The organism is Nostoc sp., from assembly GCF_036917375.1.
Classification (GTDB): domain Bacteria; phylum Cyanobacteriota; class Cyanobacteriia; order Cyanobacteriales; family Nostocaceae; genus Nostoc.
Genome location: NZ_JBALDN010000031.1, coordinates 12,489 through 28,721, shown reverse-complemented (window position 1 = coordinate 28,721; position 16,233 = coordinate 12,489). Strand labels below are relative to the sequence as shown.

Here is a 16,233-nt window from a genome sequence, read left to right as displayed (position 1 = left end):
TTTACCCCTCTTGGCTACTCTAATTCACTGGCCAGTAATGCAAAAACTTCGTCTTCCGATAAGTCTGCTAGTTTATCCATCTGACTTGCTGCTGACTCAGTTTCAGAGGGCTGTTCTAACATTTCCCCTTCCAGGTATCCCACCAAAGCATCTAATGTCGGATAGTCAAACAACAGCGTTGAGCGCAGGGTCTTACCAACACTCATCTGTAGCTGATTCCTTAAATCGAGTACCATCAACGAGTCGATTCCTAAATCGAACAAAGGTTGCTGGGGTTTGATTTGTTGCGGGTCGCTGATACCCAAGACTCTAGCTAAGAGCGATCGCACGTAACTCATTAACAAAGCTCGTCGCTCAGGTATGGGTGTTGCTTCCCACTCTTCGAGAAATGGCGATCGCTCCGTAGTTTGCTGTCCAAACTGTTGCTGAAACACTTTTAGAAATGGTGATGTTGTTGCTGCGGAATTTTGTTGAAAAAATCGCGGCCAATTAATTGGTATCACTCCCACCGGAGCGATAGCTCCAACCATTAACTGTTCTAATATCTGTAACCCTTCTGGTTCGGAGATGAAACTAAATCCTGACTCCATAAACCGTTGTTGGAGTTGCTGACTCAAACGGCTTGCCATTCCCTTTGACTCAGATCCTACTGTGTATACAGACGTTATCGAATCATTAGCAGTCCTTGAATTACCCCACCCTAACCCTCCCCCCTTCGACAAGCTCAGGGCATCGCTTGTAAAGGGGAGGGAACTAGATTTTCCGGTTTCCCCCCTTTCCAAGGGGGGATTAAGGGGGGTAATTCGACCGTGAGACTCAGACCAGGGCCCCCACTGCACACTCAGTCCGGGCAGACCAAGTGCCTGACGGTATTGGCTCAGGGCATCCAGAAAGGCATTAGCAGCAGCATAATTCCCCTGTCCTGCTGCTCCCATCCAGGCAACCATTGATGAGAAACAAACAAACCAGTCTAGAGACATATCTTGGGTGAGTTCATGCAACAGCCATGCTCCCTGAACTTTTGGAGTCATAACTTTCACAAAGCTTTCCCAACTTTGCTGTTGCAGAATCCCATCATCCAAAACTCCGGCAGCGTGGATTACCCCCCGCAAAGGTGGTAGTTGTGCCTGTATCTTGGTAAATATCCTGGTCATTTCCTCCCGGCTAGAAACATCTGCTTGTTCAACCATTACCTTTGCTCCAGCTTGCTCCAGCCTGGCGATCGCCTCCGGCGCAGCGTAGCTGAACGCATTTCTCACAGTTGGCCTTGGTGACTGACGACTGATGAGAACTAAATGGCGGACTCCTCGCTCCACTAACCAATGAGCTACTTGTAAACCCAAGGCTCCCAATCCGCCTGTAATTAGGTAACTTCCTTCTACTCGAATCGTTATTTGCTCTGATTTTTCAACCGTGCGATGACGAACTAACCGCGCTACATAACGCTGACCTTGGTGTTGGGCAATTTGGTCTTCTCCATCTGAGTCAAAGATTTCTTGGGCGATCGCCGTTGCATCTGCTGCACTTGTTGCCATTAGATCGAGGTCAAGCCGATAGCAAGGTAGATCGGGATACTCCAAGGCAATTACTCGTCCCAATCCCCATAATGGTGCTTGCTGAACTTGAACTTTAACAGTTCCCTGTTCCCCGTTCCCTATTCCCTTGAATGGTTCGACTACCTGAGATCCCTTGGTAACTAACCAAAGTTGAATAGAGTCAGATTGATGATTTTCAGTTAGGGATTGAACCAGATGTAACACACTAGCACAACTCAGTTCTTGCGATCGCCTCAACCCATCCAGATCGATTTGCTCAACTGGATCGCCTACTAAAGACCAAAGATGAATCACTCCTTGCAGAGGTTTGGGAAGTGCTAGCAACAGACTATGAAAATCAGTCGGTTTTAAAGGATTGATTTGGTAGTGTTTGTCATCAAGTTGTTGATAGGTTTTTCCAGGTATGGCGATCGCATAGTCCTTTCCTTGCTGGGCTAACTGTTGCGCCAGTTGCTCTCCTAATCCAGAGCCATCTGCAAAGATCAACCAATAATCTCCCATTTTTTCAGGTATGAGATTTTTAGGCAGGACTTTAGCTTGCCAGCGAATTTGATAGAGCCAATCGCTGAAATCTTTTTTCAGCATACGCTGTAGGGATTGGGGCGTTGTCCGGCACATTGAAAGTCCATCAACTTGAACTACCACCGCCCCACTTGAATCGACCAACTGGAGATCGGTGGCGATCGCTTCTGGCGCAGCGTAACCGGTCGCACTTTGGCTAGCGGATGCTTTTTTAGCGTGTACCCAAAGTTGATGCCCAGATTGTCTGTAAAAGTACAGACGCTCAATACCTACAGGCAAATACAGGGATGTTTCATCGCCTGCTAAGAGTGCCTCTGTGAAAGCCGCACTCCCCCATTGGAAACTAGCATCAAGGAGAACTGGATGAATTTGATAGCCCTCAGTTTCCAGATTTGCTGGTAATTGCAGTTGAGCATAACCCTGTTCTGCTTCCACCCATCCTTGCTTTAGGGCTTGAAAACAAGAGCCATATTCCATTCCTTGCTGTTGGGAACGCTGGTAAAATTTTTCGCCGTCAACGACCTCTAATGCTGATTCGACTCGATTTGACCAATTTGCCAAGTCAACAGTCAAGAATGCAGCTTCACCGTACATGACTGTGCCTGTAGCATGAACAATCCACGAAGATTCCTGTGCTGCTGGCGTTCGATTCAGGCTGCAAATTTCAAAATGGTAACTTTGTCCGGCGTTGGGAGTCAAAATCAATTGCAGGGTTTGATTTTCTTCTCTGGACAAAATCAGGGGTTGTTCGATCGCCACATTTTCTAGTACTACACAATCAGATTGGAAAACAGCAGCACCAGCAGCGATCGCCATTTCTACATAAACTGCACCTGGCAATATAACCTGCCCAAAAACTCGATGATGTCCCAAATAAGCTGGGTTTTCAGAACTTAAGAAAGATTCAAAAACAATTTCTTTAATTCTTGCCACCTGCAATTTTCGCCCTAGCAACGGATGGAAAAAGTCAGAACTTCCTTCTGCCCCTCCACTCCTCTGCCCCTCTGCCTGGTTGGTGAGCGGAGCCGAACCACTGCCCTCTGCCTTGGTGGGTTTGGTTTCAATCCAATAGTTTTGGCGTTGGAACGGATAGTTGGGCAACACAACTTTGCGGCGGCGGTGGTTGCACTCTAATCCATGCCAATCAACTTTTGCTCCCCGCACATACAATTCGCCCAAACTGGAGAGCATCTGTTGCCAATCTTCTTGTTCATTACATAAGGATGGTAGCCAAGTCCCCTGCTCTAGTGGGAAACACTCACACTCCATATCCAACAGCACAGGCTTGGGACTGCATTCTAGAAAGACTTCATAACCTTGTTGAGCTAAAGTTGCCATACCGGCGGCAAAGTTCACAGGTGAGAGAATGTGGCGACACCAATATTCAGGTGTCGTGACTTCAGATGTGGCGTAGGCGTAGCCCGTCGTAGACATCGCTCCTGTGATGCTAGAGATGAACTTCACGCGCGGTTGGGCGTAACTGACTTGGCAAGCAACTTGCTCGAATTCTGCCACGCTGCCGGACGCTAACTGTGGCATCAGCCGTCCGCGAGTTGCAACTAACTTGAGACCATCTTCTAGAGAAAAAACCCCAGCTACACAAGCGGCAACATACTCACCAACACCGTGACCCATGACTACATCGGGTTTGATGCCCCAAGATTGCCACACTTGAGCGATCGCATATCCCAAGGCAAAAAGTGCTGGTTGTGCGTAGCTCGTTTGATCTAAAAGCGAATCTTCTACCTCTGGATAGATTACAGATAACAGTGATTTGTGAAGATAAGGTTGCAGGATAGTGTCGCATTGCTGTAAAACTTCTCGAAACTTTAGCTGGGTTTCGTAAAGCTGCCGTCCCATGTTTACATATTCTGACCCCTGACCTGCGAACAAAAAAGCCACTTTCGGCACTCCTGCTGTCCTTGATAAGACCTCACTAGAGGGAAATCCAGACCCCTGCTCCCTGCTCCCTGCCTCACTTCGACTACGCTCAGTGACCACCTGCCCCTTGCCTCCTGCCTCTAGATATGCCAATTTTTCGCCCAAGTCGGTCAGGTCGCTAGTCACAATTGCCAGCCGATAATCAAAGTGCGATCGCCCGGTATTAGTTGTAAAACAGAGGTCGCCTAAATCATCATCAAAATTGTTGGTAATGCGATCGCGATAACGAGAAACAAGCTGCCGGAATGCTATCTCACTTTTAGCGGATAAAGTCAGGAGATGATAGGGACGCTCAGAAGAGGCAGGGGGGCAGAGGGGATGGGGGGCAGAGGGGCGGAGGGGCAGAGGGGAAATACCATTGTCACTGCTCCCCTGCTCCTTTAATGGTGCTTCTTCGATAATGACATGGGCATTTGTACCACTGAACCCAAAGGAACTGACACCTGCTATGCGTGGCTGGCCTGCCCTACTCCAAGGCACGATTTCGGTTGGCACCTGGATTGGCAATTCTGCCCAGTTAATATAAGGATTGGGTTGTTTTAGATGTAGGTGCGGAGCAATTTCTTCATGTTGCAGTTGTAGAACCGACTTAATCAGTCCAGCAATCCCGGCGGCGGCTTCCAGATGACCAATGTTAGTTTTAACTGAGCCAACTATCAAAGGTTGTTGCTGAGAGCGACTAACGCCAAAAACTGCTCCTAGTGCTGTTACTTCAATCGGATCGCCAAGAGAAGTTCCCGTTCCGTGTGCTTCGATGTAGCCGATCTGGTCTGGTTTGATTCCAGCGTTGTTTAGTGCCTGACGGATAACTGCTTGCTGAGAAGGGCCGTTAGGGACAGTTAATCCGCTAGTATGACCATCTTGGTTGACGGCTGAACCACGAATCACTGCCAAAATATTATCGCCATCTGTCACTGCATCGCAGAATCGCTTGAGGATAATTACGCCGCACCCCTCACTGCGGACAAAGCCATTAGCACGCGCATCAAAGGTCTTGCAGCGACCATCGCCTGAGAGCATCCGCGCTTGAGAAAGGTTGATGGTAAATTCTGGCGAAATCAAGCAATTGACCCCGCCAACGATCGCTAAATTGCTCTCTCGCTGTCGCAGACTTTGGTAAGCTAAATGAGTCGCCACTAACGAGGAAGAACAGGCCGTATCGACAGCAAGGCTCTGACCAGTCAAGCCTAAAAGGTAAGATATTCTGCCGGCGGCTACACTGTGGGCATTGCCCGTAGCTAGATAGCTATCTATCTCGGTAACATCTTGGCTCAATAAACGCTGGTAATTGTCATTCGTAGAAATGCCTACAAATACCCCTGTTTGAGTTTTAGCTAGGTTTTGAGGATTTAATCCGGCATTTTCCAAAGCTTCCCAACTTACTTCTAACAGTAACCGTTGCTGAGGGTCGAGGGTGAGGGCTTCACGAGGGGAAATGCCGAAGAACTGGGGGTCAAATGCCTTTAAATTTTCGATAAAGCCGCCGTAGCGCGTAGACATTTTCCCTGGCGCTTCTGGGTTGGGGTCGTAGTAAGCTGCCACATCCCAGCGATCGCGCGGAACTTCGGCGATCGCATCGATACCTTGGCGTAATAACTGCCAGAATAGCTCAGGAGTATCGGCACCACCCGGAAAGCGGCAACCCATACCGATAATCGCGATCGGTTCCTTTTGAGAGGCTGCTAGCGCGTCAAGTTTGCCTTGCAACTGCTCAATTACTAAAAAAGACCGTTGCAGGGGAGTCAGATTTTCAATGTTCTGGGATGAAATCTTAGCCATTGGCATTCTCCTGAATCAACCGATCTAGCTTTTGGTTGATGAACTCTTCTAATTGCGCCTCCGAAAGTTCTTGGGTTCTAGCCAAAAGCGACCGCTCCATTGTAGTCTCTTCGAGTTCTTCGTCAAGAACAATATCAGCAGTTTCTAATTGCAAAACTTCCCCCATGAGATAATCAACTAATGCTCCCACCGTGGGATAATCAAACATTACAGTTGAGGCGATCGCGCACTCTAAGCTAGTTTGCAGACGATTTCGCAATTCCACAGCAGTAAGAGAATCAATTCCTAACTCCGCAAAACCTTGCTCTACGCCTATCGGTGCGGATGATGGGAAACCTAGTACCTGAGCTACCTGTCGCTGGATATGAGCAACTAATAGTTCTCGGCGATCGCTAGGAGCGGCTGCTTCTAACTGTTGACGAAATGCAGAGGTAAGATGCGGTTGCAATTCAGATATTTCTCGCCAATCTGCAAAAAATGGTGAATCAGGCGACTGCTCTAAAAATTTTTGCCAGTGTATCGGCACTACCCCAACCGTGGCACGGGAGCTATTCAGCAAGAGTTGTTCCAACACTGCTAAAACTTTTTGTGGAGCGATCGTGCCAATTCCTCGCTGCTGCGCTCGTTCGTTTACCTGCCGTTGGGCAGCAGAGCCAATTTCTGCCACCACGCCCCAGTTAATACTCAATCCAGGCAGTGCATTTGCCCGACGGTAAGCAGCTAAGGCATCTAAAAAAGCATTGGCGGCTGCGTGGTTGCTTTGACCTGGAGAACCCAGTAAAGCAGCGGCAGAAGAAAATAACACGAAAAAGTCCAATGGTTGATGCTTAGTCAACTGATGTAAATTCCATGCCCCTTGCACTTTAGGAGCCATTACCGATTCAAACCGTTCCCAAGAAAGCTGTTGCAATACTCCATCCGCCAACACACCTGCGGAATGAATCACACCCCGCAACGGGGGAAGTGACTGTTCAATTTCTGAGAACAATTGCTGCATAGCAGTTATATCAGACACATCAGCTTGAGCAACAACAACTTTAGCTCCCGCTTGTTCCAACGCCTCGATCTGATTCACATCCCGAACACCGCTACGCCCCACTAATACTAGGTTTTTCGCTCCCTGCTCTACCAGCCAACGGGCTACAAGTAATCCTAAACCTCCTAATCCCCCAGTAATTAGATAAGTGCTATCAACCCGAATTTCTTTTAAAGGTAACGGAGCTTCCGAAGCAATAGTGGATCGAAGGAAGGAATCAGCAAAATCCTCACTGTTCCCCGTTCCCCATTCCCCATTCCCCATTCCCCCAACCCTGACAACAATCTTGCCAATATGCTTGGCTTGCTGCATGTAACGAAAAGCATCCACCACTTCCTGAATCGGAAATATTTTGATTGGGGGAGGTTGGAGTAACTCGCTTTCAAATTGCTCGACTAATTCCCGCAGCATGGACTGGACTAATTCTGGTTGCTCCTGACAAACACTTACCAAATCGACCACCTTGTAAGCCACATCAGGTCTGACTTGTGCCACCTGCTGAGAGTCCCAAACTCCCCGTTTGCCAATTTCCAAAAATTGACCGTGGGGATGAATTACCGTTAGGCTATGGGCAATAGCATCCCCAGAAGTAAGAGAATTAAGTACCAAATTAACGCCTTGCCCTTGGGTGATTTGCTGCACTGTCTCTACAAACTCGCTGCTACGGGAGTTCATAATGTGCTGCACGCCCATATTTCTGAGAGCTTGCCATTTGGGAAGGCTGGCAGTGGCAAATACTTCGGCTCCTAATTGTTGGGCAATTTGCACGGCAGCCATCCCAGTACCTCCGGCGGCGGCGTGGATGAGAATGCGATCGCCTTTACCAATTTTCCCGGCATGATGGAACGCATAGTAGGCGGTCAAAAAATTAACCGGAATGGCAGCAGCAGCCTCAAAGCTAAGGTTCTTTGGTTTGGCAACCACATAAGCTGCATCAACCGTAACAAAGCGGCTGAAACTACCATGAGCGATCGCTATTACTGGATCTCCAATTGCCAAGTCGGTAACGCGATCGCTAATGGCAACAATTTCACCCGCGCACTCTCCACCAAAACCTGTTGTTTCCAGCAAATGCTGTTGAGACACACCATCTACTTGCTCAGGGAGCAATCCTAATGCAGCAATGACATCCAAAAAATTCAAACCTGCGGCTTGTACGCAAATTTCTACCTCTCCTGATTTTGGAGGACGGCGATTTGTTGGTTCCCACTTTAAGTTTTCGAGGATTCCTCGCTCCTGCATTGTCAGTCGGAAAATTTTCCCTAACTGTTGACTGCTGACTGTTGACTGCTGATATCGCGCTAGTCTGGTGACATGACGTAATCCCCGCCGAAATGCTACTCGATCTTCGACATCTTCCGAGCAAATTTCCGCCTGTAATGCTTGTGCTTGCAGTTCTGAGGGTGCTTTGGGATCGAGATCGATACATACACACTTTAATTCTGGATGCTCTAGGGTAATGACTTTCCCCATCCCCCACACAGAAGATTGACTGACTGCCAAAACTTCTGGATAATCTTGAGAATCACCTGTGGGTACTGGTTGCGCTCCACAAGTCACAAGCCACAATCTGCACTGTGCTAATCCAGCTTTCCCTAACGCTTGCATTAAGAACAAAGTCGTTTTGCATCCCTTTTCGGAAGCTAGTGTTTCAGATTCATCCAAACTCCAACATTGGATAATACCGTAAATATCTTGTGACTGACTGCTGATGAGTTGCACAAATTCCTCTGGGCGATCGCAATTGATTACAAATGTGGCTGGTGCAATTTCCTGATATTTTTCTCCAGGAAAGACTAAGGTACAGATGTCTCCCTGCGCTTTCAGTTGCGCGGCTAAATGTTCAGCTACACCTCCTCGATCCGCGAAAATCAGCCAATTGTGATGCTTGAAACGAACCTGAGATATGGGAGATTCTGAAACTTGAGCCACAATTAAAGCTTGTTGTGAAAACACTTCAGCAGTTCCCATATCAGAAAGAACTGCTACCTGCGAAAAACCACTTTCAACAAGCAATTGTTGCCACTGTTTCGCATTGATTAAAGGATAGTCGGGGCGAATATTAAAATCTTGAAATTTCCACCACCCTTCCAAAAGTCCAAAGATTAAATCTAGCCATCGCTGGCGGCGAGTCCCTTCCAATAACACTAACTGCCCTCCTGGGGCCAACAACTGCCGTATATGTTCTAAGGTTTGGCGAAGGGATGTTGTCGCGTGTAGGACGTTGGCAGCAATGACGACATCATATTGATGAGAGGCAAATCCTTGCTCAGATGGCAACTGCTCGATGTCGAGGTTTTGATAGCGGATAAAAGGATAATCTCGAAACTTCTCTTGGGCTTGACTGGTAAATAATGCCCCTATATCTGTAAACACGTACTCGGTTTGTCCGGGATGAAGCTGCGGCAGAATATAGTGGGTTGTGCCTCCCGTACCTGCACCAATTTCTAACAGCCGCACTCCTCGATCACTAGGTAGCTGTTTTAGAGCGATCGCGATCGCCTCTGCCACCAAACCATTCATTACTTTTGCCCCAGGCGAATCCTGGTAAAGTCGAGTCGCTGCTGTCGTATCTCCACCTGGAAACACTAATTGCACCGGATCGGTAGCACCTCGCAGTACGGCACTTAATTGAGAAGCACAGCGTTCCATTAGTGTCAGTTCTGCATCAGTATCAGGGAAGCGATCGCGTAATGTGGCGATCGCATTTTGAAGAGTGACTTTTTCCGGGATGCGGATGACTTGCCATCGCTCTGCAACTAACTGTAGAACTTCAACTTCAGCGAGCATTTGCAACAGGCGTTGTAAAAGTAACCGATGCTGCGAAACTACTCCTAAGCGTTTGGCGATCGCTTCTGTAGAAAAGTTATCGCCTAGATGCCATAGCCAGCCCATCTCCTCAAAGGCTTGCAGCACAAAGTCAATGCTGAGGTTCTCTAGCTGGTTGAGGAAGTTACCATAATCCTCCCAGTTAGTTCTAGCTGTTAATTGAGGGATGCTAGGTTGCAGTTTTTGTTGAATAGATGTTGGAGGAAGTAAGGACTTAAGCGATCGCCATTGGCCAAATCTGGCTCTGACTCGCCATTCCACTTGATAGAGCCAATCTGTAATATCCTCTTGTGGAGTATCAAGCCGTGCTAAGGCTTTGACTCGCAAACCTTCTACAGTCGCAATGGTTTCTCCTTCAGCACTAAACAAGGTGACTTGACCAGTTTGTTCTGAAGTAAGCGATCCCATTGCCCAGAGGCGCTGACTAGGACGATGGAAAACCTGCAAGCGATCGATACCGACTGGAAGATAAGTTTTTGAGGATTGGGCATTGGGCATTGGGCACTTGTACTGAGCGAAGTCGAAGTATTGGGCATTGGGATGGTGGGGTGAAATTCTCTCCTCATCTCCCCGATCTCCCTCATTCCCATGCCCAATGCCCCATTCCCCATGCCCAAAAACAGCAATAACTTGCAGACTGGCATCTAATAGTACCGGATGTATTTGATAATCGGTTGCTTCTACAAATTGTTCTGCTGATAATTGAATTTCGCCCAAAGCTTGCTGGCCATCGCAACCTAACTCTTTGATGGCTCGGAAGCTAGCACCATAATCAATCCCTCGCTGGTGAAAATTTTCATAAAAGCGATCGACTGCAAGCGATCGCTGACAATTTGCTTGACATTTTTCAATATTTATGTATTCACTAACCTTAACAGTGGCTCGGCAAATTTTCCCCTGAGCGTGGAGGAGCCATTCGGGATTTTCTTCAGACTCTAGACTAAAAATCTGAAACTGATAAGCGTCAGTTTCTAAAGGAGTGAGGATGGTTTGCAGTGTTTTAAAATCTGTTTGTGGTAAGTTTCCTTCTGCCTCCTGCCTCCTGCCCTCTGCCTTCTTGCTAGTTTGCAGTGTTTTCAAATCTGTTTCTGGCAACACCAACACTTGCAGGATAACCACATCCTCAAGCATCAACTGATGGGTTTGAAACAGAGTAGCACCAGCAGCCAAGGCCATTTCTAAATAGGCGGTGGCTGGGAAAAGTGGCTGGCTAAAAACGCGATGGTCGCCCAGGTAATTTGGAGCAGCAGCACTCAGTTGGGATTCAAATTGAATGTCTTTCGACGCAGAGCGCAGTCTTCGACCCAGGAGTGGGTGAATAACCTGATTTTGGGTCGCTGGCTGGGAGACTGACCCCAACCAAAACCTTTGCCGTTGAAAAGGATAAGTCGGCAAAGCTACTTTCCGTCGCTGTGGATAGTCTCTCTCAAAGCTATGCCAGTCTACTTTTACACCCCGAAGATAAAGTTCGGCTAAACTGGCGAGCATCTGTTGCCAGTTCGATCGCCCTGAACGCAGACTAGGCAGCCAAACTCCCACTCCTGCTGGTAAGCACTCTTGTCCCATCCCTAGTAAAATGGGCTTGGCTCCTATTTCCACAAACACTTCATAACCCTGTTGATGCAGAGTGTTCATACTCTGGGCAAATCTGACGGGTTGACAGATATGATTTACCCAATAATCAGGAGTTTGGATTTCTTCAGTGACGAAAATGCCTGTGAGGTTGGAAATTAAGTTGATGCTTGGTGGTGAGTAGTTAACCTCTGCGGCTACCCGTGCAAACTCCGCCAACATCGGTGACATTAAGGGGGAGTGAAAGGCATGAGAAACATTTAACTTTCTAGTCTCAATGCCTTGTGTGTGTAGTTTGGTAGATATTGCTCTAATTGCTGAGGTATTTCCAGAAATAACAATATTATTCGGGCTGTTAATGGCGGCAATTGCCACCTCTTCTAAATAAGGTTGAATAACTGTGCGAACTAATTTCTCATCAGCCAACACTGCAACCATCTCTCCAGCATCAGGTAATGCTTGCATGAGGCGGGATCTGTGAGCAATCAACTGTAAACCAGCTTCTAAACTGAAAACACCAGCTACACAAGCAGCGACATACTCACCCACGCTATGCCCCATAACGACATCTGGAATAATCCCCCACGATCGCCATAATTGGGCTAAGGAATATTCCAAGGCAAATAAAGCAGGTTGGGAATAAGCGGTTTGATCTAATAAAGAAGTTTCATCTGGAGAAGAATAAAGGACGCTGAGTAGGGATTTTTCTAAATAGGGGCGCAGAATTTGATCGCAGCGATCAAGGTTTTGGCGGAAAGTTGGCTGGGTTTCGTAAAGTTCGCGCCCCATACCGATATACTGAGAGCCTTGTCCTGTGAAGAGAAAAGCGATTTTGGCTGACTTTTTACTGTGTACTTTGATGTTTACGAATTCCGTCGTTTTTAGTTTCTCTTGTAACTGCACCACAGATTCAGCAATAACAGCTAAACGATAGTCGAAATGCGATCGCCCACTGTTCGCTGTCAAGCAAATATCTGCCAGGGATATCTGGGAATTTGAGCAGAGAAATACTTGATAACTTTCTACCAGTTCCCGCAAAGCTTGTTCATTTTTGGCGGAGAGGGTGAATAGATGAAGGGGACGCTCAGAAGAGGCAGGGGGGCAGAGGGGATGGGGGGCAGAGGGGATGGGGGGCAGAGGGGATGGGGGGCAGAGGGGCAGAGGGGAAATATTATTGTCACTCCTCCCCTGCTCCCCTGCTCCCCTGCTCCCCTGCTCCTTTAATGGTGCTGCTGCTAAAATCACATGGGCATTCGTACCGCCGAAGCCAAATGAAGATACACCGGCAAAACGTGGCTGCTTCTCTTCCACCCATTGTTGAGGCTGGAGTGGAATTGATAAGGGTGTTTCTGCTAGGGCAATCAGGGGATTAATCTGATTAAGATGCAGATGGGGTGGAATTTCCTGGTGCTGCAAGCATAATACGACCTTGATCAGACCAGCAATTCCCGCCGCAGCTTCTAGATGTCCAATATTAGTTTTCACCGAGCCAATCCAACAGGCCCGATCTGGCAATCGCTCTAACATCAGTGCTGCTTTTAAAGCATTAACCTCTATGGGATCTCCCAAAGATGTCCCTGTGCCATGAGCTTCTACATAGCTAATTTCTGATGGCAAAACCCCTGCGTTAGCTAAAGCTTGCTGGATGACTGCTTGTTGAGCAAGTCCATTAGGTGCGGTTATGCCATTGCTACGACCATCTTGATTGACTGCTGAACCTCGAATCGTGGCTAGGATATTGTCTCCATCTCGCAAGGCATCACTAAGGCGTTTGAGAATGACGATTCCGCAACCTTCGCCCCGAACATAACCATCAGCTTGAGCATCGAAGGTTTTGCAACGACCATCTCTTGCCATCATGTTTGCCTGAGCAAATGCGATCGCTAATTGGGGAGTCAAGATTAAATTTACTCCTCCAGCGATCGCCATCTGGCATTCCCCTTGATTTAAACTTTGGCAAGCTTGATGAACAGCTACTAATGATGATGAACAAGCTGTATCTACTGCCCAGCTAGGCCCGCGCAAATCTAATAGATAGGAAATGCGGTTAGCAGCAATACTCAAAGCATTACCAGTGGCAGAATAGGTATTTCCATCTGCACCGTAATTTGATATTAACTGGGAGTAATCGTTATTGCTGATGCCAATGAATACCCCTGTATGACTTCCTGCAAGTCGCTCTGGTGCTTGAGATGCGTTTTCTAGGGCTTCCCAAGTTACTTCTAGCAGTAGCCGTTGTTGGGGGTCAATGCTCTCGGCTTCTCGTGGAGAAATCCCAAAAAATTGCGGATCGAAGCGATCGACTTGTTCGAGAAAACCACCCCAATGGACTTGGAAGTTATTGGCATTCCAACGCGATCGCGGAACTTCGGAAATAGCATCAATTCCCTGATGTAGTAACTGCCAAAAAGCTTCTGGGTTTTCAGCTTTTGGAAAACGGCAACCCATACCAATAATAGCGATGGCATTACTATCATCCGATTTTGGATTTTGGACTTCGGCTACGCTCAGTCGAACGATTTTAGATTTTGGATTGGTTTCGCTTTGAAAGTCCAAAGCTAAATGTTGAGATAGGGTTTCAATGCTGGGGTAATCGTACAATAAGGTAGGAGAAAGTTGTCGCTCCAACAATTCTTGTAATTCACTGGCAATACTTACAGCTACTAATGAACTCAGACCGTAGTAAGCTAAGGGTTGCTGAATATCAATTTGTTCGGGAGCAATTTTTAGTTGTTCTGCAACTTTTAAAATTAACCAAGCTTCGATATCTTTTTGGCTGTAATGTTTTGAATAATTTGCTGAAGATGTTTTTGGCTGATCAAGATTTGCTCTCCATTCTGCTACGACATCTAAGCTATGATTTAGAAATGCCAACCGACAAGCACTGCGCTGAATCTTACCACTAGAAGTTTTGAGAATGCTGCCTGTTTTTAACAGCAACACTGCATGAACCTGTAAATCGTGTTGCTCGGATACGGCTTGACGAATTGCACCGATAACTTCATTTTGATCGAGTTTACGAAGATAAGTTCGCTCTATTTCTTGAACAATAACTAACTGTTCTTCACTGTTAATTTCAACTGTAAATGTTGCCCCACAAGTTGGTCGCAACGCTGGATGGCTTTGCTCAACTGTCTGTTCAATATCTTGAGGATAATGGTTGCGTCCCAGGATGATAATGATATCTTTAATCCGACCTGTGACAAATAATTCCCCGTCCTGCAAAAATCCTAAATCCCCCGTCCGCAGAAATGGCCCTTCATTAGTATCTGCTGTGTAAGCATGGAAAATTTTTGCTGTTTCTTCGGGTCGATCCCAATAGCCCCCAGCGACATTTTGCCCCGCTACCCAAATTTCTCCAACTGTTCCAGGTGGGCACAAGGTTAACGTTTCCGGGTTAGCGATCGCTATTTTTTCCTCTAACCAACTCTGACCGCAACTAACAATTTTTTTGGCTTTTTCTGCCTCATTGGTAATTTTTACAGTATTTTTTGCTAATTCAGTCGTATCAATAGTAACGACGAGCGGAGCAGCATTTTTCAGACCCCCAGAAACCAATAAAGTTGTTTCTGCCATACCGTAGCAAGGGTAAAATGCTTCAGGGCGAAAGCCATAAGGCGCAAAAGTTTGTCCAAATCGGTCTAGTGTTTCTGCACGGATGGGTTCAGCACCGTTAAAAGCCACTTCCCAACTACTCAAATCCAGGTTTTCTCTCTGTTGGGGAGTAATTTTGTTAACACACAGATCGTAAGCAAAATTAGGAGCGCCGCTAGTGGTTGCTTTGTAACGGGAAATTGCCAAGAGCCAACGAACGGGTTTCTCTAAGAATGCGACAGGTGACATGAGAATGCCAGGTACACCTATATATAATGGCTGGAGTACGTTCCCAATCAGTCCCAAGTCGTGATACAGTGGCAACCAACCTAGAATTATGCTTTTTTCTGTATGTTGGGTTGCTCTCTTAATCATTTCTTCGTTGTAGAGCAAATTCCCATGACTCACCATCACTCCTTTTGGTAAGCCTGTAGAACCAGAAGTATATTGCAGAAATGCTAGTGATTCACTTTTGATTTGGGGAGGAACCCAATCATCTGCAAGATTGTTAGAGATATTATCAGTAACTAAGTAGTGTAAATTTAATGGTTTGAGTTCTGCTTGGTAGCTTTCCCAGTTAGCTGCAATCGATGTAGTGGTAAGGGCTAGAGATACTTGGGCATCTTGGATAATAGCTTTTAACCGAGTTAGGTGTTGGTTGCGCCGGGGTGGATAAGCGGGGATAGCGATGACTCCTGCATACAAACACCCAAAAAATGCGGCGATAAATTCCCATCCTGGTGGATACAGCAGCAAAACCCGCTCTCTAGTATCTACCAAGGATTTGAGCTTGTCTGCAAAATGACAAATTAGCACTTGCGCGATCGCCCGTGCTTTTATATCTAACTCTTCATAAGTAATACTAACTTCTTCAGCTTCCCCATCCACGAGAAAGGTGTAGGCTGTTTGGTTAGGGCGATCGTCTGCTCTGTAGCGTAATAGATCGACTAAAGTAGAAGATTTACGCTCAGAACTGCTTAAGCCATCTGAGATAAAAGCCATTGAGTCTGTTCACCAGGCAACCATTAAACCATTAAATTAGCAGCGAGCTTATTTATTACCATTAACCTTGTTTGGTTAATGGTAATAAATAGGCTGTTTTTTCGGATAAATATTTTTGTCTGCAAAAGCTTCTTGACTACATCCTAAAAACAGAGTTACTACTGTCATATAGATTGTTACAAGTGTATTATTAGTAACTTAAGATTCACAAACCTCGTTATATTCTGCTTTTCTATTCATCAGTAGGAACTTTGCTCAAACGTAATACTTAGATAAATCTCTAAATATTTGGCTATATTTATTTATAAACTTAGTAAATTTTTGTAATAGTTAGGTCGGAAAGTCTATTCACAGAGTATGTTGGGAAAACTTTTTTACAAGCCTCCGAACTTTTCAAGCATC

General features: G+C 46.5%; 2 protein-coding genes. Both read right to left on the bottom strand.

Annotation, left to right across the window (positions count from 1 at the left end):
* Window positions 1-14: 14 nt before the first annotated feature.
* Window positions 15-5,798, bottom strand: a complete 5,784-nt coding sequence (locus V7K45_RS08110) for a type I polyketide synthase (protein WP_335002154.1) — start codon at window positions 5,796-5,798, stop codon at window positions 15-17.
* Window positions 5,791-15,831 carry an SDR family NAD(P)-dependent oxidoreductase gene (locus V7K45_RS08105; protein ID WP_335002152.1) on the bottom strand — a complete coding sequence of 3,347 codons (10,041 nt, stop codon included), beginning with the start codon at window positions 15,829-15,831 and terminating at the stop codon, window positions 5,791-5,793. The genes V7K45_RS08110 and V7K45_RS08105 overlap by 8 nt, the downstream gene beginning before the upstream one ends.
* Window positions 15,832-16,233: the final 402 nt, after the last annotated feature.